Annotated in this window: 22 protein-coding genes; 6 read left to right on the top strand and 16 right to left on the bottom strand. The window is 48.7% G+C overall.

Features of this window, described 5'->3' with window-relative positions:
- Positions 1-121 precede the first annotated feature (121 nt).
- On the top strand, positions 122-1,708 hold the full coding sequence (gene cls / locus PKC96_07480; protein HMM01145.1) for a cardiolipin synthase: 1,587 nt from the start codon (positions 122-124) through the stop codon (positions 1,706-1,708).
- On the opposite strand, the gene PKC96_07475 is transcribed toward cls, so the two are convergent.
- Complete coding sequence (locus PKC96_07475; protein ID HMM01144.1) at positions 1,700-2,884, bottom strand: galactokinase family protein; 1,185 nt, start codon at positions 2,882-2,884, stop codon at positions 1,700-1,702. The genes cls and PKC96_07475 overlap by 9 nt on opposite strands.
- 231 nt (positions 2,885-3,115) lie before the next feature.
- On the opposite strand from PKC96_07475, the gene PKC96_07470 reads away from it, so the two are divergent.
- Positions 3,116-3,328 carry a thioesterase gene (locus PKC96_07470; GenBank protein ID HMM01143.1) on the top strand — a complete coding sequence of 71 codons (213 nt, stop codon included), beginning with the start codon at positions 3,116-3,118 and terminating at the stop codon, positions 3,326-3,328.
- Between the two features lie 48 nt (positions 3,329-3,376).
- On the opposite strand, the gene PKC96_07465 is transcribed toward PKC96_07470, so the two are convergent.
- The 6 genes from PKC96_07465 to PKC96_07440 all read right to left on the bottom strand — a co-directional run bounded on the left by PKC96_07465 (position 3,377) and on the right by PKC96_07440 (position 8,660).
- On the bottom strand, positions 3,377-5,014 hold the full coding sequence (locus PKC96_07465; GenBank protein ID HMM01142.1) for a recombinase family protein: 1,638 nt from the start codon (positions 5,012-5,014) through the stop codon (positions 3,377-3,379).
- A complete protein-coding gene (locus PKC96_07460; GenBank protein HMM01141.1) occupies positions 4,992-5,252 on the bottom strand; it encodes a hypothetical protein in 261 nt (86 codons plus the stop codon). Before PKC96_07460 ends, PKC96_07465 begins: the two co-directional genes overlap by 23 nt.
- Positions 5,253-5,402: 150 nt before the next feature.
- Positions 5,403-5,966: a chromate transporter gene (locus PKC96_07455; GenBank protein HMM01140.1), complete on the bottom strand. Its 564-nt coding sequence runs from the start codon at positions 5,964-5,966 to the stop codon at positions 5,403-5,405.
- Complete coding sequence (locus PKC96_07450; protein HMM01139.1) at positions 5,953-6,534, bottom strand: chromate transporter; 582 nt, start codon at positions 6,532-6,534, stop codon at positions 5,953-5,955. Before PKC96_07450 ends, PKC96_07455 begins: the two co-directional genes overlap by 14 nt.
- A gap of 100 nt (positions 6,535-6,634) precedes the next feature.
- The gene (locus PKC96_07445; protein HMM01138.1) at positions 6,635-7,984 is read right to left on the bottom strand and encodes a HAMP domain-containing sensor histidine kinase; all 1,350 of its coding nucleotides are present in this window, start codon (positions 7,982-7,984) and stop codon (positions 6,635-6,637) included.
- Positions 7,974-8,660 carry a response regulator transcription factor gene (locus PKC96_07440; protein HMM01137.1) on the bottom strand — a complete coding sequence of 229 codons (687 nt, stop codon included), beginning with the start codon at positions 8,658-8,660 and terminating at the stop codon, positions 7,974-7,976. Before PKC96_07440 ends, PKC96_07445 begins: the two co-directional genes overlap by 11 nt.
- Before the next feature lie 162 nt (positions 8,661-8,822).
- Between PKC96_07440 and PKC96_07435 the strand changes: the two genes are divergently transcribed.
- From PKC96_07435 to PKC96_07420, 4 genes are all read left to right on the top strand, one after another.
- On the top strand, positions 8,823-9,785 hold the full coding sequence (locus PKC96_07435; GenBank protein ID HMM01136.1) for a phosphodiester glycosidase family protein: 963 nt from the start codon (positions 8,823-8,825) through the stop codon (positions 9,783-9,785).
- Positions 9,786-9,802: 17 nt separating this feature from the next.
- Positions 9,803-10,045 (top strand): hypothetical protein, encoded by a 243-nt coding sequence (locus PKC96_07430; GenBank protein ID HMM01135.1) that lies wholly within the window; start codon positions 9,803-9,805, stop codon positions 10,043-10,045.
- Between the two features lie 66 nt (positions 10,046-10,111).
- Positions 10,112-10,273 (top strand): hypothetical protein, encoded by a 162-nt coding sequence (locus PKC96_07425; GenBank protein ID HMM01134.1) that lies wholly within the window; start codon positions 10,112-10,114, stop codon positions 10,271-10,273.
- 10 nt (positions 10,274-10,283) lie between these two features.
- Positions 10,284-11,213, top strand: a complete 930-nt coding sequence (locus PKC96_07420; GenBank protein ID HMM01133.1) for a PepSY domain-containing protein — start codon at positions 10,284-10,286, stop codon at positions 11,211-11,213.
- A 182-nt stretch (positions 11,214-11,395) separates the two neighbouring features.
- Here PKC96_07420 and PKC96_07415 read toward each other — a convergent pair whose 3' ends face one another.
- The 9 genes from PKC96_07415 to PKC96_07375 all read right to left on the bottom strand — a co-directional run bounded on the left by PKC96_07415 (position 11,396) and on the right by PKC96_07375 (position 20,380).
- Complete coding sequence (locus PKC96_07415; GenBank protein ID HMM01132.1) at positions 11,396-12,601, bottom strand: MBL fold metallo-hydrolase; 1,206 nt, start codon at positions 12,599-12,601, stop codon at positions 11,396-11,398.
- 519 nt (positions 12,602-13,120) lie between these two features.
- Entirely contained in the window at positions 13,121-14,047 is a 927-nt protein-coding gene (locus PKC96_07410) for a peptidoglycan-binding protein (protein ID HMM01131.1), read from the bottom strand.
- Positions 14,044-14,313 (bottom strand): LysM peptidoglycan-binding domain-containing protein, encoded by a 270-nt coding sequence (locus tag PKC96_07405; GenBank protein HMM01130.1) that lies wholly within the window; start codon positions 14,311-14,313, stop codon positions 14,044-14,046. Before PKC96_07405 ends, PKC96_07410 begins: the two co-directional genes overlap by 4 nt.
- Positions 14,306-14,665 carry a hypothetical protein gene (locus tag PKC96_07400; protein ID HMM01129.1) on the bottom strand — a complete coding sequence of 120 codons (360 nt, stop codon included), beginning with the start codon at positions 14,663-14,665 and terminating at the stop codon, positions 14,306-14,308. The genes PKC96_07405 and PKC96_07400 overlap by 8 nt, the downstream gene beginning before the upstream one ends.
- Positions 14,666-14,767: 102 nt before the next feature.
- Positions 14,768-15,064, bottom strand: a complete 297-nt coding sequence (locus PKC96_07395; GenBank protein HMM01128.1) for a hypothetical protein — start codon at positions 15,062-15,064, stop codon at positions 14,768-14,770.
- Positions 15,065-15,233: 169 nt separating this feature from the next.
- Positions 15,234-17,075, bottom strand: a complete 1,842-nt coding sequence (locus tag PKC96_07390; GenBank protein HMM01127.1) for a hypothetical protein — start codon at positions 17,073-17,075, stop codon at positions 15,234-15,236.
- Positions 17,072-17,620 carry a hypothetical protein gene (locus tag PKC96_07385; GenBank protein ID HMM01126.1) on the bottom strand — a complete coding sequence of 183 codons (549 nt, stop codon included), beginning with the start codon at positions 17,618-17,620 and terminating at the stop codon, positions 17,072-17,074. The genes PKC96_07390 and PKC96_07385 overlap by 4 nt, the downstream gene beginning before the upstream one ends.
- Positions 17,621-17,623: 3 nt before the next feature.
- On the bottom strand, positions 17,624-17,839 hold the full coding sequence (locus PKC96_07380) for a hypothetical protein (protein HMM01125.1): 216 nt from the start codon (positions 17,837-17,839) through the stop codon (positions 17,624-17,626).
- 30 nt (positions 17,840-17,869) lie between these two features.
- On the bottom strand, positions 17,870-20,380 hold the full coding sequence (locus PKC96_07375; protein ID HMM01124.1) for a phage tail protein: 2,511 nt from the start codon (positions 20,378-20,380) through the stop codon (positions 17,870-17,872).
- Positions 20,381-20,382: the final 2 nt, after the last annotated feature.

Raw genomic sequence — 20,382 nt, 5'->3', positions numbered from 1 at the left:
GATTTTATCATTCACTTGCAATTATTTTGTTTGTTTTTAACGATTTTCTTTACCCATGTATTTTTTTACTAGGAAAAGTAACGTTTATTGTCTATTATTTAGGTGCTATATTTAACTAATTATGAAAAAGAAAGATTTAACCATTCGCAAGCGGAAAAAGACCAATATATTTAAACGGCTTTTTCTTAATCAAATGACGCCTACCATACTGTTAGTGCTCATTCAGATAGCAGTATTCGTTCTTTTCTTAATCAATATTTTTGAAAATTTCTATTCCTATTATTTATTAAATTTAGCAATTTCAATTATTCTAATCGCCACGATTTTAAAACGCGATACGGACCAGAGTTATAAATTGGCGTGGATTGTAATCGTCAGTATATTGCCTATTTTTGGTTCGCTCCTTTATTTATGGGTGCGAATTATGCCCGCGGCTCATTCCATTAGTAAGAAGCTGGTTCGCCGAATGAAGGAAACGTCCGTTTATATGGAGCAGGACGAAACGATTCAGGAAGAAATCCGGCGGAATTATTTTGAATATGCTGGAGTTGTCAACTATCTCCATAATTATGGTCCTTTTCCTACCTATCGCAATCAAGCGGCGACCTATTACCCGTTAGGGGATGATGTCTATCCGGATATGATCAAGGCGTTGGAAGGCGCCAAAAAGTTTATTTTTCTCGAATACTTTATTATCGCTCCAGGCGTTATGTGGAACAGCATTGTCACAATTTTAAAGAAGAAGGTTCAGGAAGGAGTGGAAGTTCGCCTGCTATATGACGGCTTAAACTCGCTCACGACCATTCCCCGCAATTACTATAAAAAAATTCGGGCAACGGGAATCAAATGTCGGGTGTTTTCCCCTCTTTCGTCAACCCTATCCCCCTATCAAAACAGCCGCGATCACCGCAAAATGATGATTATTGACGGCCAGATCGGATTTATCGGAGGCATCAATTTAGCCGATGAATATATCAATCAATTAAATCGGTTTGGCCATTGGAAAGATACCGCTTTAAGATTTAGGGGTGAGGCAGTCAATTCCTTGACCATAACTTTTTTATCAATGTGGCATATATATGACAAAGATTCGATAATCGTCGAACCATATTTACATGATCCCAAGGATTTTCAAGCCGCGACGAAAAACGAAAGTTCGGGAGGATTTATTACTCCCTACGCCGACGCTCCGGAAGATGGTGAAGAACGCGGTGAGCGATTGTTCCTCGATCAAATTGGCGATGCCAAGCATTATGTTCATATTTACACACCATATTTAGTTATGAACGAAGCCTTGAAAAAAGCCATCACCGCCGCTCAAAAAAGAGGGGTGGAAGTGGTAATTATTATGCCCCATCATCCGGATAAGAAAATTCCCTTTTGGGTGGCAAGAACCTACTATGCCGCTCTTATTAAGATTGGAATTAAAATTTACGAATACACCCCGGGATTTATGCACGGAAAATTAGTGATTAGTGATGATAAGATTATTAATATCGGTTCGATTAACTTTGACTTTCGCTCTCTATACTTAAATTATGAAAACGGAGCGCTGATTTTTGATGAACAAACAGCTAAAAAAGCCGAATCAGATTATCAGCAAACGATAGCTAAAAGTGAACTAATAACATTAAAACGATGCCGTGAATTTCCCTGGTTTGAACGGTTTATCGGTTTTATTATGAGCTTCTTTGATCCGCTATTTTAAAGGGGAGGCGATATGCCTTCCGCCTTCAGGTGAAATAAATATTTCTTCAATAGGATAGTTTGGAAACGAAGCCTTGACTCCGTCGATAAAGGCTTCTTTAATCTCGGGCTTAATGAAGGCCAGTATTGAACCTTTAAAACCCCCACCGTGGATACGAATTGCTCCATTGTGATTAATAAGTGGGCTTAGGACGTCAATGGCTTCTTGAGGGCTGCCGTGGTATTCGCCTTCAAGAAAGGTATTGTGAAGATTGTGGTGGGAAGAATGCTGTGAGGCGCGGATTTGTTCAAGAAATAGATCGACATCATTTTCTAACAAGGCAGTCTTAGCTTTCAGCACGCGCTCATTTTCAGTAAAAAAGTGGCGGGCGATGGCTATTTCATCCTCCGGTAGCTGGATATCATGAAGCATATCGGCCTCGAGAAAATAACGGGGGTTGATATCACGAAGAAATTCTTGATTGAAATAATGAGCGACATGAAACATACTATTTGGAATTTTAGCGTAGGCATCAACCAGATCAGCATGTGTGCCCGGCGGTGTAATTAAAAACAAAGATAAGGGTAAATTAAAGGGAAGTCCGATAATAGCCGGTTGCTTGATATCAGCAAAATCAAGAAAATTTGCTTTGCCGAAAGCGACACCGATTTGGTCAAGCAGACCACAGGGTTTGCCGAAATATTTGTTCTCGGCATACTGACCGGCTTGAGCGAGAAAAAGTTCGCCAAAGTGGGAGCCGTTAAAAAAATAGTTAAAAATCTGGCCGATTAAAACCTCAAAAGCGGCGGAAGAAGAAACTCCCGCTCCCGCAGGAATATTGCTGCTCATATAGGCATTGAATCCACTTACGAGGCCGTTTTTTTGAGCGATAGCGTTTGCCACACCCCGGATGATTCCCTGACTGGTTCCCTTTTCTTTTTCAACGATACTTAGTTCGCTTAGGTCGACTTCAATCAGCCCCATGCCTTCAGAATAAATACTTACTTTGGAAGTATTATTTACTTTAGCGCTGGCATCGATAGCTAACGAGCAATTGCCAACCAAACATAAGCCATGGTTATGATCGGTATGGTTACCGATAATTTCAATTCGCCCTCCGCAAGAGAAATGATCGGTTGGTTCTTCATTAAAGATTTCTTTAAATAGTTTATCCAGCCGCGTAAAGTTTTTTTCCATAATTACCTCTTTGTCTTTTGATGTTCATTAAGTCTTTACTCAGTATATATTATCATCGTTAGAGAATAAAAAATCTAGTGCTAATGAGAATAAAACGCGACTATGTTTTTAATTTATTGGCTTCTTTTTCTTTAAAAATAAAAAATAAATTAAGTGGAAAATCAAATAATCCGTCAAATTGAGTTTCGAAAAGATAAAAATCAAGATAGAATAATAAAAAAGAGGGAAGATATGAAACTTTTTTATTCCACCAGTTATAAACTAACCACCAATTTCTTCGATGCTTATGATCGGCTTACGGCCGAAGGAATATTGGATCTATGTCAAGACATCGCCGGTCGTCATGCGACCATGCTGGGCTTAGGCTTTGCGCCGCTTAATGAGCGCCACCTTCATTGGGTGGTGTTACGTAATCGGTTTGTGGGAGTGTTATTCTTATGGTAGTAGAGTTGGGGCAAAAAACCAGCGGCTCCGTCACATTCGACAGAGCCGCTATTCAGGAATTTCCCCAGTCACATCACCTATGAAGTTGTAAATGATTCGGACCTTTTGCCGCAGTTGTCCATCGATTTTTTCCGCTTGCCCGACGATGACCTTTTCAATAAGTGTCACCGCAAGCTCTGTAGTCAATACGGTAATATCTGTGAACTGCCTTACCAGTTTTATGAACCGCTCCACACCATCGTTATTTTCCCTGTCTTCGGCGATGACAATTCGCAGTTGTTCACAACGGGTGCGGAGCTGTGATTGTTCTGCCTCAAAGCCGGCGAGCATTTTTGCGAACCGCTCGGCGCTTAATTCGCCGACCACCTTATCCTCATATAGTCGGTTTATGATATGGTCGATTTCGTTTAGGCGATTCAGCCCCTCGGCGAGCTCTTTCTCGTTTTTACGGAGAGCGTCATCACCGCTTCGCTTTGTTTTCCGCTCCACCATTCTGGTGAACTCGTCTTCATGCGCTTTGGCAAAAGCCGTGACCTTGCGGAGATGGGTGAGCACCATTCCATCCAAATCATCCCGTCGAATATAGTGCGTTGTGCAGAGTTTGTAATGCAGATAGTACCCGCACATATAGCATCCGCCGTGGGATTTCAACCTCGGTGTAGGCTTGTAATACAGCTTGTTCCCACACGTGTCACAAAAAATCAAACCGTTGAGTGGACTTTTATCGTGAGCGATGATCTTTCTGCGCCGGCCACTTTCTCTGATCCTGTGAGCAGTTTGCCAGGTTTCCTCGTCGATGATCGCCTCTTGTGTATCACGGGTAACAATCCAGTCACTTTCAGGGTTTTGGACGCTTTTCTTGTTTTTATAGGATATCTTTTCTCTACGGTAGCTGACGGTATGTCCTGCATACTCGTAACGGTCGATAATCACAATGATTGTCGCCAAGTGCCAGAATTCTGGCGGATCCTCAAGATTGAGGCGTCTGCCGTACTTGTATAGTCCGATCTGCATCATGTGTTTGGAAGGCGGGTCAATTTTCCGATTGCTCATTTCTTCGGCAATTTGCTTGAAAGTCATACCCCCAATGTAGAGTCGATAAATCTCCCGTACCACTTCCGCGGCTTCCTCGTCAATCACCCATTTTTTGGGATCGGTATCAGACCACAGGTATCCATAGGGAACGTTGCCTGTGAGATGCTCTCCCTTTAGCGCCCTGGCCTTCATCCCTGCCTTAACCTTTTTGGAGATGTCGCGGCAGTACCACTCGTTTATGATATTCCGAAACGGCGTGAAATCGTTGTCCACTGCATTCGCGCTATCCACGTTATCGTATATGGCAATGAACCTAACGCCTGCGTCTGGAAAGGTCATCTCTGTGTAGAGACCAACATTCAAGTAGTCTCTACCGAACCTTGACATATCTTTGCATATTACCGCCCCAACGACACCATCCTCGATGTCGCCGAGCATTTCCTGAAAGCCGGGGCGATTGAAATTCGCGCCCGACCATCCATCATCGACATAGAACCTTGGATTGGTAAAGCCATTTTCGGCGGCATACTTGTTCAGAATCGCCTTTTGGTTGCTAATGCTGTTGGACTCCGCATCGCCGCCGTCATCACGGGACAAACGGCAATACAGTGCAGTGATTTTGCTTTGGTCAACCTGCTGTTTCCTCATCATCAGAACTCCTCCTGCTTTCGTTTGGGTCGTGACCATGTTCGCTCTGATCGGAGGACATAGCAAGTTGCCCGGCGGCGTTATCCGATAACTTACTGTTAACTTTTCGCACATCCGGAATGTGTTGGATGATCAGCTTTTTCAGCTTCTGCTCTAAGGTCTCGGTAGCTGCCGGGCTGCACTCAGCTGTGACAATGAACAGCGTTTTTCCTACCACGATCTCTGTTGTTGAATGTTCCAAAGCCACCCTCCGTTCCGAGGGATAGAAAAACTCCCCTCACTTCCTACTGGACAGCGAAGGGAGAAAATCCGTAGTAACAGAGGCAAAGCCTCCTGGCTTTTCCCAGTTATACGCGTTCTTTTCAGCAATATAGAAACGATGCACGTGCATTTATAGCATGGTATAAATCAATCCGCCTACAGCACCGGCACCCAGCATAACGTATATTGAATTGAGTTTAAACCTTCGCAACAGTAGAATACAGATCAGCATGATCACTACAGCAATCCAGTCAATAGCGCTTACCTGAAACTCGAAAAGGCTCCCCTGCCAAAGCACTTGAGAAACAATAACCACGCCAGCCGAAGCAATCAAGCCCACAACTGCGGGTTGCAGGCTCTTCAGTACGCCCTGTACGTATCGGAGGTTTCTGTATTTTTTATACAAGAACGCAAAGCATAATACAATGATAAACGAGGGTAACACGCAACCAAGTGTCGCGACCAAAGCGCCCCAAAGACCCGCGATTCTTGCGCCAACAAAACTTGCGGAATTTATCGCAATTGGTCCCGGAGTCATTTGTGAAATTGTGATGATATCCGCAAATTCATCCATAGTAAGCCAGCCATGTATCTGCACGACCTGGTTTTGTATCAACGGCAGAGCGGCATACCCGCCTCCGATGCTGAATAGACCGATCTGAAAAAATGCCAATAAAAGCTTAAGGTAGATCATCCTGTACCTCACTTGCGTTGTTTTTAGTCGCGCTCAATAGCCCAATGAATACGCAAGTCAGGATGACGAACATCGCGTTGACGTTGAACATCGTAACTGCGATAAAAGCAGCCACCACAATCGCGATAGGCATTATCTCTCTTCGTTTGATAATTTTCCCGCTCATATCAATGACGATGTCGATGATCACCGCGCATACCCCCGCACCCATTCCGCGCAAAACACTTTGAATCAGCCTGTTGCCGATAAACGCACTATAGCCGACTGAAATGATCGAAAGCAGAATCAACGGAGGCAATACGGTCCCAAACACTGCAACCAGCGCGCCTGGTATACCCGCCAGATGATAGCCAAGGATTACCGATGCATTAACTGCAATCGGCCCTGGCGATGACTGGGCAATCGCTATAAAATCGAGCATTTCCTTTTCATCAATCCAATGTAGCTTATCCACAAACTGTTTTTTCATCAGGGGAACGATAACATAGCCTCCCCCAAACGTGAACGAGCTCAGTCTAAATGTGGACCAGAACAGTTTCATCAACAGCTTTATTTTTGATTGTTTCAAAGTTCAGCCTCCCATAGTTTTATAGCGTTTTTACATTACTACATAATCACATATAGCGACTCGAGCCGAATTACTATCCATTAATAATACTCAGGTCGCTTTACAATTTGGGAACCGTGATCACGAATTCCGTTCCATGCCCCAGTTTGCTTCGAACATCAATGGATCCTTGATGTGTTTCAACGATCCATTTCACGATAGACAATCCAAGACCGCTGCCATTCCGGTTACGGGAAGCATCAACCCGATAGAAACGATCAAAGATATGCGGCAGTGATTCTTCGGGTATACCGATGCCATTATCTTTGATAGATAGGATGATTGCTTCATTATTTTGATTAACAGAAAGGTTGATCGTTCCCTTCCTCTTTCCATACTTGACAGCGTTTTCTACCAGATTGAGCAGCATTTGTGTGAGCAGGCTTTGGTCGGCCTGGATCTCCATATTCGCGGAACAATGCGATATCATTTTAATGCCTTTCTCCCGTAGCTGCTCTTCCATGGTTTCGGTCACGCTTTCCACCACATCCTTCAACTTTATGGTTTCGATGCATATAGGATAACACTTCTCTTGTCCGCGCGTAATGATCAGCAATTGACTGATGATCTTTTCCATACGAGTGCATTCGGTTAAGATGGTTTGCAGGGACTCCCGGTGTTCCTCTATAAGTGCCGATTCGTTCATCAGAGTTTCTGTGTAGGCACGTACCACGGTTACCGGTGTCCGCAGTTCATGGGACGCATCGGAAGAAAACTGCCTTTCCCTATCAAACGATGCTTCTACACTGGCAAGCATGCCGTTAAGCGCATCTGTCAACTCTCCAATTTCATCGTTAATGTGGGTTGGAGGAATGCGTTCGGACAGATTGCCCTGCGATATGATCTCAGCACTCGTGATGATTTTTCGTATTGGCATGAGTGAACGTTTAGCGATACCAAAACCACCCAAAAGCAAGATAATTGTTATGGAGGGAACCCCAATGAAAAATAGCAGTAATAGGATGGACAATACCTGTTGGTTATGTGCATATGATGCCGCAACACGCACGCGCAAAGCGAAATGATCCTCACGGATGAGTGCGGAATCCAATAAAAGCCAATCGCTTTCTGCGCCTTTCGCTGTAGAATACTCGTTCTCATGAATCGGCACCTGATCAAACACAGTGATATCTTTCCCATATGAAGCAATTTCGCTTCCATTATCTTCGGTGATATAAAACATGATGTTCTGAGATACCGGTACTTCGTTCTCGAATGTGATCATACCGTTTTCATTCTCGATTTGTGAGATAAGTTGGCTCATGGCCATCGTTGTCTCGTTTTGTAGGCTTTGCTGAAGCTCGCTGGAGACAACCCAATACAGAAATATACAAAACACGGTAATAACGACAAATGTAAAGGCCGTATACCAAAAAGTCATTTTTGTACGTAAGCGCATATTACTTCTCATCTGATGCTTCCACCTTTAGCACATATCCAAATCCTCGCACTGTATGCAAGAGTTTCGTCGTGTCATCACAGTCGATTTTTTTGCGTAAATAGCGGATGTACACATCGACAAGATTGGTTTCGAACTGGTGATCGTAGTTCCATACATGATCTACGATCTGATCGCGAGTCAGCACCTGTCCGACGTTGAGCATAAGATATTCTAGCAAAGCGTATTCTTTGGCTGTTAAGCAAATATCATTCCCCCCGCGTGAAACAACATGCGCTGTTATATCCATTTCCAGGTCGGCAACGACTAGTTTGGGAGAGTGTATGCCTGTGCGTTTTCGTAAAAGTGCCCGCAAACGCGCCAACAGCTCATCAAATGCGAAAGGTTTCGTCAAATAATCATCCGCGCCAATATCAAGCCCCTGAACACGATCTGGTATTGCGTCTTTCGCGGTGAGCAGTAAAACACCGCTCTCGCAGCGCTTGTCTCGCAATTGCCTTAGGATTTGCAGCCCGTTCATGCCCGGCAGCATAATGTCCAGTACGATCCCATCATATGTCATGGCAAGCGCATAATCCAGACCGTCTATCCCGTTTGCGCATGCGTCAACCGCATATCCCTCCATTGTGAGACGTTTCTGAAGGATTTTACGGAGGGCGGAATCATCTTCGACAATTAGAATTCGCAAATTGACCGTTTCCTTTCATTCTATTATGTAGCAAGTATATCATAGCCAAATGAAAATCTGATGAGAAAGGCCGAATTCCCTTTGGTTTTCATCTTCTTCTCATTTTCATCGGATACAGTAATTATGTCCTAAAGATGACGATACGGCAAGTGGAGGTACAGTATGAGGAACGCAGTTAAACAGACAAGCATAGCGATGTTTCTAATAATTGCACTGGTTCTTGGGTTCAATATATGGGCAACAGCGGATACAGTCCAGGGAACTGTCGACAATAATTTGATGAACACGGGAAATATCAGTATTACGATCGTAAACGCGGATGGCACGACCCAATCGGAAGCAATCGCTGAAGCAGCCTACGCGGAACAATGGCAGGTTCCTTGTATCATGCCACTTTATGATTATCAGTATCAGGACGAATTTCGCCGCATCACAATTAAAAAGACAGCAGAAAACGACATGACTTATTTCGTTGTGGACGTACAGCTATCCGATCCGGTGTATTTTCAAACGGCACTAAGTGGAGACAAAGCATACAGTGCATTGGAAGTAGTATCTGATATAGCTGTGAGGAATCATGCTATTCTGGCCATTAATGGTGACGATTATGGAACGCATAAATACGGAACGATCATTCGCAACGGGGAACTAATCCGAGCCAATACTACAACCCGTAACATGTTGATAGTGGATCAAAACGGAGATATGTCCGTAATTTCCGACCGTAAAGGGGAAAAACCGAAAGCGCTGAGCCAGCAGCTTGTATCCGAAAATGTATGGCAAACATTTGAGTTCGGACCTGAGCTAGTGAGAGACGGGCAGGCTGTAAGTTTTAACAGCGCGTTTGATGTAATCTCCACGAGAAGTACGCGGAGGGAGCCCCGCACGGCGATCGGTCAGATTGATACGCTTCATTATATCATTATTATAGCTGACGGGCGGCAGGATGGATATTCCAATGGGATGACGCTGCCGGAACTTCAGCAGTTATTCGTGGAATACGGAGCTCAGACTGCGATGAACCTTGACGGCGGAGGCTCAACCGAGTTGTGGTTTCAAGGACAAATTCTCAACAGCCCCGCGGGCGGAGAAGAGCGCTATGTGTCGGACATCATCTTTTTCTGATGAAAGTGGGATGTTGTATGATCGTCAAGAACATGCTTCGCAGAGGATTTCTCGGTTTTCTGATCGGGATTGCCGTTCAATACATTCTAGCCATTGCGGTTTCACTATATCTCAGACTGGGCTATCTGCTTCCATACCCGGCATCCTTTTCGGAACGGTTCGGAGGAGAGATGAGCACTGTGGTGATTGTTACAGTCATCTGTGGAGGTATTGGAGCAATTGTGGGTATAGTTGCAGCATGGTTAAGAAGCAGGAGATAGATTCTGAAAAACATTCTTAAAAGGATCCACTTCATTTATTTCTCATCTTGGGGTGTTAATCTTAAAATGTTCAATAGACTGCCGCGTTTGAACCGGCAAATAAAGAACGAAAATTTGGAAAGAAGGCAACAAAATGAAACACATGAAGAAAACTTACGTATCCGTAACACTGGCATTTCTCCTGGCAGTATCGCCTTTCATTATCGCATCGGCGGACAGCAACACTAACACCACTGCTATGACTTCCCTAAAGGTATCGTTCGACCAGGCACTCTCGATTGTTAGCGATGCGTATCCTGGCTTGACACTGCTATCCCTGGCACTAGATGACGAAAATGGCATTCATGCGTACCAGGCAGAATTACTCAATCCAGTTGACAATTCGATCATCGAGTTTACCATTAACGGTGAATCTGGGGAGATTTTTACGCAAGCCGCCGAAGAAAACAATCAGAATGAACAAGACGAAAATGGCGGTGCTGATGTCCAATTTTCTGACAACACACAGGACGAAACTTATGATGACGATGAAAATGGTTCAGAGACAAACCGAGGCGAATCTAAAGGGGACGAATTCTTCACTTTGAACTTAAGCGCGGTTACTATAACCTTTGATCAGGCTCTATCCACAGCAAAAGAAGCTTATCCCGGTCATACGCTGCTTACGCTGGGGCTGGAAAATGAAAATGGAGTCCTGATGTACCAGGCGGCGCTGCTCAATCCGGCAGATGATTCGGTTGTTGGGATTGCTATTGATTGTATATCGGGGCAGATTCTTCCGCAAACCGCTGAGAACGATCAAAACGAAATAGGCGAGCAGGGCGGGGAAAACATCCAATACGAAGACAAATCGGATGACAATGGGAATGATGCGCAAAGAGATGCTTTTGATATGAGTGCTGTGAAAGTCTCCTTTAATCAAGCACTATCAATTGCAAACACTGCATATCCGGATTATACTCTCTTCGCGCTGCAGCTGGACTCTGAAAACGGCAACCTATTGTATCAGGTAGAATTGTTCAATACGTCAAACAATACTATTCTGGAAGTCAAAATCGATTGTATTTCCGGTCAGGTTCTGTCACAGTCACCGGGTTTAGATGAGCAAAACGACAATGTTGATGAAAACGGAAACGGAACGGACGATGGAACCGGGAATGATAACTAGGATTCTATACTGTTGTAACTAGGAAATTTACTTTGCAGCCGATGACGTTTTATACACGTCATCGGCTGCAAACAATAAGAAGTATATTGAGACCTGTTCCTTAAACCGACATCCGCCTCTTTGTTTTGCCAATCAATTATCTACATCGCACGCGGATGAGCTATGGATCGATTGTACTTGCTTTACAGGAAGCGAGACAGCTCACTGCTATACCTGTCGTATAAGACGCCAACATCATCTTTTTCGGCATGCCAGACTTTTTTATCGTTCCATATCAAGTCCCCCTCTCCATCGGTACAGGCTATAGTTAGAATTTGGCCTGCATTCATAACCGTACCCTGTGGAAATACATAAACCTCCGACCCTCTTTGCGAGAAAATCATGTACCCGGATATATCCATTTCGGTGCCGTTATTGATCAACGTGATCGTCTGTGCATTCTTGTCTATTTCCACAATCTCAATATCCGCGTTGGGGCTTGGTGGTTGGGGGCTGGAGATTTTTATCTCGCCGGATGCGCTGACGCGCAGAAGTGCGCCGCGGGTGAAGCCCTCCGTTACCAAAACTCGAGCGCCGTCAAACAATGAGGTCACTCTCTCGTTCGCCGAATCGGCATCCTCAACCGTACTCGTAGATATCACTGCGATCTTTGGGGAAACAGCCGCCGCAAACATCTGGCTTGTCGCATCCGGATTGCCATGATTGCCCACCTTTAAAACATCCGCCTGTAAATCCACGCCCGCGGCCAGCAGAGTCCCCTCCTCGGCAAACTGCATATCTCCGGTAAACAGAAACGATCTCCCGTTCGCACCAAGGCGCAGCACCAGTGAGTTGTCATTATCGTCTTCACTATTGTATACCACAGGGCCAAGCACATCAAAAAAAGCATCGGCAGACAGGTTGATTGTATCGCCAGCCATAAGCTTGACATGATTCAGCGAAAGCTCCGCGGCTAAAAGATCTATCTTGTTTTCACCATTCTTTTTATCTTCTGAGATCTCCGCGGAATAGAGTGTGCCTATTGCGTATTGCGAAGCAAGAGCTTCCATTCCGCCAATATGGTCACTGTGTGTATGCGTCAGGAAAACAGCTTCCAGTTTTTCCACTCCGCACATCGCGAGCGCGCCGAGAAGCTGCGGGACAGATGCCTTGCTCCCGGTATCGATCAGGTAGGAATTACCGTCAATCTGCACAAGCGTGGCATCGCCATAGCCAACATTGGTAAACATCACGGAAACATCATGTTGATAATCCGCTATATCGCTTACAACTGCTTCAACCACATCAGAACTGTTTTGGGATCCAGTTAAAGCGTATCCGGGCTGTATCGCGGCGGCGAGGGCGAAAACAACGCAGATTCCCAAAAGCCATAGTCGTCGCTTATTCATGATCCAGCGTCTCCATTCCTTCATAATTCGTAACAGAAATGAGTACTATGAGCAGGTGCCTGCCAACCATATTGTATCATCAAACCGTTTAGATTGAAACTCGAAGCGGTTCTGCTCAAATATGCTGGAATGACGCGTTGCTAATTTCCCTTGTCGTTATGTTGCAGGGTCTGTATAATAACTGCAGGCGATGGAAATGTATGAGTTTACCCCGGAAGAAAAGCAGAGTATGCATAGACTGATCCACCCATTTGTCGTGATCGGACGTTACCAATCGAGTGGGATTTTGCGGCGAATCGAAGAAGGGAAGTTAACCCAACGAGATCTTGGGAGCATCCAGAAAAAGTTGACTGTAGCAACATTCAGCCTTAACAGTGCTATGCCAACATACAAGAATGAGTTCCTAACACGTCTGGAGATCGCAAAGCACGTGGCCATAGTCGACAACGCGCTGTCGCGTTACCATTTGATTGACTGGTAATAAAAAAGGCTGACACCGAAGTATCAGCCGTAGATAAATTATTCGATTTGTCCGAATTCTCCGGACACCCATCCGACTTGATTCTCGAGCGCAACCGCATGCCATCCGTTCTCGGCGGTTGCCACCCAGTCATAGGACGTGCCGTTCTGCGCGGTGGTGATCAGGCTGTACTGTTCGCTGTTCCCAGCGCGGATATCCACACCATCCCCGGAAGCGGTGATGATGACCCTTTTCATTTCGGGCGTTGCATCATCCTCGATTTCTTCCGTCTTGACATCGTCCAGTACCGCCTGCGTAATCGGGCCACAGATGCCGTCAGCCACCAACCCCTTGTCCGTTTGAAACGCCATGACGGCGGCCGTGGTTTCCGAGCCATAGCTGCCATCGGCACCGTATTTCGGCAGATTATAGCCAAGCGCCAGCAGCTTGCTCTGCAGCACTCGTACCTCTTCACCTTTATCACCTTTACGCAGGGTCGCCATGACCGTTTCACTTCCTTCGTTTGTATAATCCACACCGACGAGCTCGCCCCATTCATCCCAGTGGGAAAGCTTGCTGGTGACAATGCCGTAGGCAGTACCCTTCGCTTCAATGACGGTATCATCACCGATGAACAATCCCACATGATGCCGGGATCCGGCGCTGTTCACCAGAAACACCGCGGTGCCCGGCCGGATCGTGATACCGCTTTGCAGCGTACCCTTGCTGGTACAGTATTTGTTCCACATCGTATTGCTGCCGTGGTACATGTATCCGCCGAGTTCCTTGAACGCCCAGGAAAAAAGGCCGCTGCAATCAGCGACCCTTCTTCCGATCCACCGTGAACCGTACTTGACAGTCATAGAACGAGTAGCGGCATCCTGCTTGGCCTGCGTCCAAGTCTGTCCGGTACCACCCCAGATATAACCCCATTTCTGATCCAGCGCATACTGGAATTTCGCAATCAGCGCTTGTGCGGTAATCAACCGTTCTCACCGTCCCCGGAATCGACGGATTTCTCCTCCCGTCCATGCTGCTGTGCCAAAATCTCCTGATCCGCACCAACTGCTTTGCGGCTATCCGTTGGGATCCGAATCCTTTGTCCGGGCAGCAGAATATCGGTCGTCATGCCGTTGAGCGCTTTGATTTCCGGGTACCGGTCGCCGCTACTGAGCAACTTCTGAGCAATGGAGAACAGGCAATCGCCTTGCATGACCCGGTATAGGGCACTGTCCTTTTGTTTCTTAGCCATTCGCGTTATCCTCGTTAGAAGAAGAATCGCTGGTTGCGGCGGTATCATCAGTCGTTTTCGCCAGCTGTTTGACCACCTGGTTGGTGCCTACCGCAGTCAGGCCGGAAGCAGCGCCAATAGCAAGCGCCACCAGCAGATTGGTCTGCGTGATGGATTCGGGCACCGCAAAGTACATCACGGCGGCAGTGACAATACCCAACGCCAGCGCAATGAGGGGATAGAAGTGGCTGAGACGCTCGGAAAGGGTCGTGTACGGCGCAATGGTGGTCTTGACCAGGTCGATGATCACGTATACGACTGTCACAATGACGGGAATGGAAACGCTGTTGAGATAATCGGTCATGAAAATCACACTTTCTGCCTCTGGATGAGGCGGTTCGTTTAGGAAAAAACACGGATTGTCGTGGCGCAGGGTATGAAAAAACCGGGGCGGATGAACCGTTGCCCGGCGTTTTCACTTGTTGGCGTTTTGCTCCAGCAGATAGTCGTACAGCTCCCGGTTGACTTTATCGTAGTCCTCGAGCGCTGCGTGCAGTTCGCCGTTGGTACGCCCGTCGCGGATCGCGATGGCGTTGGCCATGGTCAGCTTGCCGATCACGCTCACGCTTTTTAAGATCAGGATGTTTTCCCGCCTGGCGGTTTCATCCTTTTTCTTTTCGCCTTCTTCCCTGTGGCGGAAAAACCGCTGCATGAAAAAGAGCGTTACGCCGCTTAACACGGACGCGCAGACGCTGATGACGGTTGCGGTCATGAAATCCCTCCCTTCCGGCCCGGGGTTGCGGCGGGCCAAATCGTTTGTCGAGGATTGCCCGCCGTGAGAAGAAAAAAGGCTCACGGCAGGGCATATGAAAAGCGCTGCCCGGGTAAGGAATCCGCGGGCAACGCGGATGTTAAACTCGGTGTACGCATTAGAATTTGGTTTACACCAGGTTCCAGAAGGACGGATCCTCCGAACCGAGACCATCCAGGGCCAGCCCGCCGATGCCCAGCCCGTACACCACATGATTGTACAGCTCCTGCAAATCCAGCGAGGTGCGGAAGACAAGGTATGCACATCCGCGGCTGTCGCCAAGGCAGGCCATCACCAGTTCGGCACCGGTATCCACCGGGGTGACGGTAAGTGGAGCATTCGAGCCACAGACAATTCCTTCGACGGTACCTTGTGACAGGCATTCCAGCTGTCCTTCCAAAACAACGGACCGGCTGTCCGGCTCTTCGCTGAGGCTGCTGAGCGTGAAAACGGAGCCATTCCACGCGGCTCCGGTTCTGTTCACCCTGCCGAGCAAATAGCTCTGTCCACTCAAATCCATCCTGATACATTCATGCGCGTCATACCTGTAGGCATCGCCGATCACAAATTCGGAAACCAACACAGTGTAATCCGATACGATGCCGACATTCCCGGAGGTTGCGGAAACCGTCTGCGTGATTACTGGTCGCCCGCCGTAGTAAACCGTAACCGTCGTGCCGCGCTTGCGCAGTTCCAGTATAAATAGGTGGGGCGCTGTATAGGGATCGTCCGTCCTTTCCAGAGGCACATCGAAGGTGGTCAACAGATACTGCGCGTTAAGATAAGGGCCTTGATAGATTTCGATACGCTTATAGGGATCATTGTAGACCACATAGAGCGTGCCACAGCGGATGCCGGTTTTGCCAAAATTACTGGTACGGTCAGCAGGTTCCAGGAAAACCAGGCGCGCATAGAAATTGCTAAAGGAAGCGCCGCTGTAGAGCAGTTCTCCCTTTCCTGCCAGATAATGAAGGCTTGATTCACCGTCTGGGTCATTCTCCGTGCCGTACTCACCATCGTCCGCATTGTAGTTTCCCAGCGTGCTGTAGTCGGAGAAGCTATCATACCAATAAGCCACAGGCGTTGGCGGATACCGACGCATAATGATCAGGAGATGAAACGCTGTTGGCGTGAGATCATTCCCATCCCTATCCACCAGGGCGTGTAGGCGGAGCGTTGCAGATCCCGATGCGTAGTCATACACATGCGGCAGCAGAACCGTCCGGTATTCCGCCGTGTCCAGATGGCCCGCAAAGGCAGCACAGGGCTGACCATCGGCGCAGGATACAGTGCCCAGCAGAAACCCTGCTGCTGTTGAAAAGGGTACATCGGATGCTCCAGTCGCCGTGTACATTCTCCCCGCACCCAGCAACCCAAGCAAGACTGTCCCCGGCGAATACCACGCCGTTGCCTCGCGGAGAACAGCTTCGATCTGCTCCATTTTGCCATCTGCGTGAAACAGCAGGCTAACCGTATTGAAATAACCAGCAAACGCGGCATGATCGACCCAAGAACACTCGATTTCCAGTATGGCTGGTAGTGAGAGGTTAAAATGACCAGCCGCATAGGCATGCTTATATTGGAGAAACAGGTCGGTAAAAAGGTCGCATACAGCCAGCCGGTGGGTGGAATCAGAAGCGCTGGTTATGCGGATATCCAGTCCCTTGAACAGTGGATAAAGGCTGCGTAACGAACGCACATCCGATAGCAGCGTATCCTTTGCGCCATTGGTGTTATCTCGCACGGCTACAAACGCAGCCTCATCGGTATTGCTGACCGACAGCAGCCAGCGGGTATCCGTTCGCGCCGAAATAACGGACATGAGCAGATCCAGATCGAGACTATTGAGGTGGATGTGTCCCGACGCATCGAAGGTCAGGCAGCGAACCGCAATCATCGCGGGCAGGGCTTGCGCGGAGGAAAGCCACTCAATTAGTCCTGTAGAGATTGTGTTGATCCACGCCATGGTCATGCGCCGGCACCTCCGTTTCGCTCCTGAAAATCAAAAAGGAGCCGCATGGCTCCCTCCAATTTGATGTTGTGCCGTGAGATACCGTCTTGTACGTAAGGAAAAAAACCGCTCTTTTCTACTGTCCAACCATTCTTGGACACCGTGTAATTGTCAGAATCGATCACCAGAGCATCGCCGGCAGCTATAGGGTCAACTGTCAGCCTTTGCCCGCCATCGCCCTGAGAGAGTTCGATAGCGGCGCTGTCTTCCAGTGCCATTCCCTGTACATTCAGTCCACAGGCGGCGGTACCCTTGTTCAACAGCACCAGTGTTTCGTTACCGTGAACGACCGCGTTTACCCGGCGTCGGTTGCCTGTGTTGACCAGCATCTCTGCCGTATCCGGTGCATAGCCCGTCGGGTTTGTCCCTTCCTGGAAAACCATATCCGTAAGGGAAATATCTCCAGTGGCGTTATACAGTCGAATGCCAACGCGAATGCCATTTACCTTCTTGGCCGTGCCAGCCTGCGGAATGTCTACCAGCGCCGAAAAAGCTTTGAAAGTCATAGGCTACCCATCCTGTGTAAACTGGATTTCGCTCACATGTCCCGTCCAGCCTGTGGCGATGGACCCCGACTGGAGCATCAGGTCGGTAAGGTAGAGATCCCCGGTGGTATTTGTTACGGTGACCCTGACCCGTATTGACTTCACCTTCCGGCTGGTATCTGAGCCGGACGCCTGCACTGTCGGTGCGATCTTTTGGACCACGTTCGTATAAGAGACCATACCGGCGTCACCTCTCTCCACTTGTTGGGCCTAATACAGGTCGTATTCTTTGCTCTCCATGCTGCCGTCGTCATACGTGATTTCGATTTCCAGCGTTACCGCACCGCCGTCGCCCAGCTCCACATTGTCTGCAGCGACCTTCGCAGAGAAGGTGTAGTTATCCCGAGTCGCGGGATAGACCACCTGGCTCAGGGACTTCGTGCCGTTGAGCACTCCTGTCGCCTTGAAGCACGCGCTGCCGCTGGCACCGTTTTCCGTGTCCACCACAAAGCCGTTGTTGGCCCAATGCGCGAAGCCATCGTCGGCACGGCTGTTCTTCAGATGGTTGAAGGGCACCATGTCCTTGATATCCACGCTGGACACCAAGCTCGTGCCTTCCGTGGCAGCGACGGCGGAGTCCCAGGTTGAGCTGGAACTCGATAAGTTCTTGAGCGTTGAAGAGAGCTCCAGTTTCGACTTCCACGGTTCCTGTAGATTGTACTCTCGGCGCACCACGCGTGTCTTCACATTGATGCCCAGTTCCTTGTCGTATACCGTCACCCGGTCGCCCAAATCCCAGGTCTCGTGCCGGTATCCGGTGAGCAGGGACAGATCCATGGCGGAGAGCTCATAACTCACAGTCGGCGCAGCGTATTCTGTCAGCCGCATTTTGGTGTATTCCAGCATCTGCGAGGGATTGGTAAAGGACGTACAGTCCAGCGTGGAGATACGCACCTCGTCGGTATAGGAGTAATCTTCCACATATGCCTTGCCCTGGTTCACGTCGGCAAAGGTCATACCTTCCGCGCCGATTGCATAGAGCCGGGTGACCAGACTGGCGGTGCTGGTAACCTTCTTGATCTGGCTCATGTTCTTGTTGTAGGCAAACACCGCGCCGGAATCCGAGCCATACTGGGTATACAGATGCACCAGCCTGCGCGGACAGTCGAAAACCAGATCCCCACCGTGAATATCGGCAACTGACCTGAGAATGGCCAGCGCGTTGGTCTTTTCGCTGGTCCAGGAGCGCTTCGTGCTTACCTCTACATCGCCCACATACCAGCCCGTGCCATCGAGCGCGTAGGCCATCTCCGTCTTAGCGGTTTCGGAAATAAATTCCTTTACCGGCCGATACACGGAAAATCCCAGGTCATAGAACTCCGCCTCGGCGTATACCGTGGTAGTGGACTTGCCATCGCTGGTTTTTTCATCGGTGACGGAACGGATCCGGTAGATATCGTCCACGATCTGGATTCGTGCTTCATTGGCAATATAGGCTCGCTTAGCATCCGCAAAGGGAAGGGAGAACCGAAGCGTATCCTCGCCGTTGATTTCCCCGCACACCGTGATTTCATAGGCGTCCTCCAGCACCGCAGCAGACGCGCCGGAGGCGTCCAGCACCACCGGGTAGCTGTAGCCCTTCACGGAGAACAGGCGGTTTGGGATATCATAGACGCGCAGTTCATGGAAGCGCGGGGTACGCGTTGGATCGTTGGTACAAAGGGTAACCCGGAAACGGATATACTCTGCCGCCGGTGAGGTGATGTCCCCTTGGGCATCGACCGGCGACCAAGCTGTCCAGTGAAGCAGATCGGTGCTGACGGAGGATTCCACGGCGCCCAGACTGGTGGTGCCTGCCAGATACGTAAAGTCCCACGCGGCCTTGCCCGTTCCGGTCACATCGTAGGCGACGGCTCGGGTGATGAACATGCCAACGGATGGATAGGCGCCCTCCACAGCCGCCAGGGTGACGGTTCCCGGCGAGGAGTAGACATCGCAGGTGCTGTTGCCCTGATCCACGGACAGACTGGTGAGAAACTGGCGCTCCAACAGATACGCCGTGAAGTCGGAATCCGTTTCCACAAACACATCGTCCACCAGCATGGCCGTGACGGTCGGTTCGGCGCCGGAATGCGTGTAGTCGAACGCACCGATCAGCAGATCCGCTTCGGAAGTAGTGTTTACAGTGGTGGCAAACGTTCGCAGCGGCGAGGTATACCAGGTGCCGTCCGTGTAACAGCCAATGACCGTCTGCACGGTATTCTCTACGGTATCGACGGTAACGGCGATGAAATACCAGGTATCCGGCTGCAGCTGCAGGTTTTCTTGCGCCGAGAAGCAGGTGGCACCGCTGGTCCCGTTGAGCATGACATTGACCTTGCCACTGGATAGATCGAGCCGAAACAGCGGTAGTGTATCGGTTTTCTGCGTCGCCAGTAAGGGAACGACGCCTGTCGGGATGGAGGGAAACCGGAAGCTACCGCCGAAAACCAACCTGCCGTACAGCGGACTAAAGAAAGCGCCATCGTTGGCGGCTTTCAGATAACTGCCGCCCGAAGTGGCATTCAATGCTACAGCCTTGCCGAAAACACCCTCCGTGAGCGCATAGTCCGTTCCCACCGGCGCCAGATCGCGCCCGTAGTTGGCGGCATCCGGAAAGCGGACAGATTCATCCTGGGCAACAATCGCTTCATTGAGCCGCCACACGCCCACCGCGTGATCTGTGATGGGGAACTCTCCGGTAAAATCCGAGGGTTCGGTCAGAATCGCAATCACTGCCATAG

This window comes from Bacilli bacterium (assembly GCA_035326105.1).
GTDB lineage: Bacteria > Bacillota_I > Bacilli_A > RFN20 > CAG-826 > UBA7706.
Note: the sequence above shows the minus strand (reverse complement) of the source record. Positions and strands in the feature narration are given on the sequence as shown.

Bases quoted from the DNA above. Each gene is read 5' to 3' on its own strand.
- PKC96_07380 (HMM01125.1), bottom strand. From the start codon at position 17,839: ATGGTCTCTTATACGAACGTGGTCCAAAAGATCGCACCGACAGTGCAG.
- PKC96_07455 (HMM01140.1), bottom strand. From the start codon at position 5,966: ATGATCTACCTTAAGCTTTTATTGGCATTTTTTCAGATCGGTCTATTC.
- PKC96_07435 (HMM01136.1), top strand. From the start codon at position 8,823: ATGAGGAACGCAGTTAAACAGACAAGCATAGCGATGTTTCTAATAATT.
- PKC96_07420 (HMM01133.1), top strand. From the start codon at position 10,284: ATGACTTCCCTAAAGGTATCGTTCGACCAGGCACTCTCGATTGTTAGC.
- PKC96_07425 (HMM01134.1), top strand. From the start codon at position 10,112: ATGTTCAATAGACTGCCGCGTTTGAACCGGCAAATAAAGAACGAAAAT.
- PKC96_07375 (HMM01124.1), bottom strand. From the start codon at position 20,380: ATGGCAGTGATTGCGATTCTGACCGAACCCTCGGATTTTACCGGAGAG.
- PKC96_07385 (HMM01126.1), bottom strand. From the start codon at position 17,620: ATGACTTTCAAAGCTTTTTCGGCGCTGGTAGACATTCCGCAGGCTGGC.
- PKC96_07465 (HMM01142.1), bottom strand. From the start codon at position 5,014: ATGATGAGGAAACAGCAGGTTGACCAAAGCAAAATCACTGCACTGTAT.
- PKC96_07395 (HMM01128.1), bottom strand. From the start codon at position 15,064: ATGACCGCAACCGTCATCAGCGTCTGCGCGTCCGTGTTAAGCGGCGTA.
- PKC96_07390 (HMM01127.1), bottom strand. From the start codon at position 17,075: ATGACCATGGCGTGGATCAACACAATCTCTACAGGACTAATTGAGTGG.
- PKC96_07470 (HMM01143.1), top strand. From the start codon at position 3,116: ATGAAACTTTTTTATTCCACCAGTTATAAACTAACCACCAATTTCTTC.
- PKC96_07430 (HMM01135.1), top strand. From the start codon at position 9,803: ATGATCGTCAAGAACATGCTTCGCAGAGGATTTCTCGGTTTTCTGATC.
- PKC96_07445 (HMM01138.1), bottom strand. From the start codon at position 7,984: ATGAGAAGTAATATGCGCTTACGTACAAAAATGACTTTTTGGTATACG.
- PKC96_07415 (HMM01132.1), bottom strand. From the start codon at position 12,601: ATGAATAAGCGACGACTATGGCTTTTGGGAATCTGCGTTGTTTTCGCC.
- cls (HMM01145.1), top strand. From the start codon at position 122: ATGAAAAAGAAAGATTTAACCATTCGCAAGCGGAAAAAGACCAATATA.
- PKC96_07475 (HMM01144.1), bottom strand. From the start codon at position 2,884: ATGGAAAAAAACTTTACGCGGCTGGATAAACTATTTAAAGAAATCTTT.
- PKC96_07405 (HMM01130.1), bottom strand. From the start codon at position 14,313: ATGGCTAAGAAACAAAAGGACAGTGCCCTATACCGGGTCATGCAAGGC.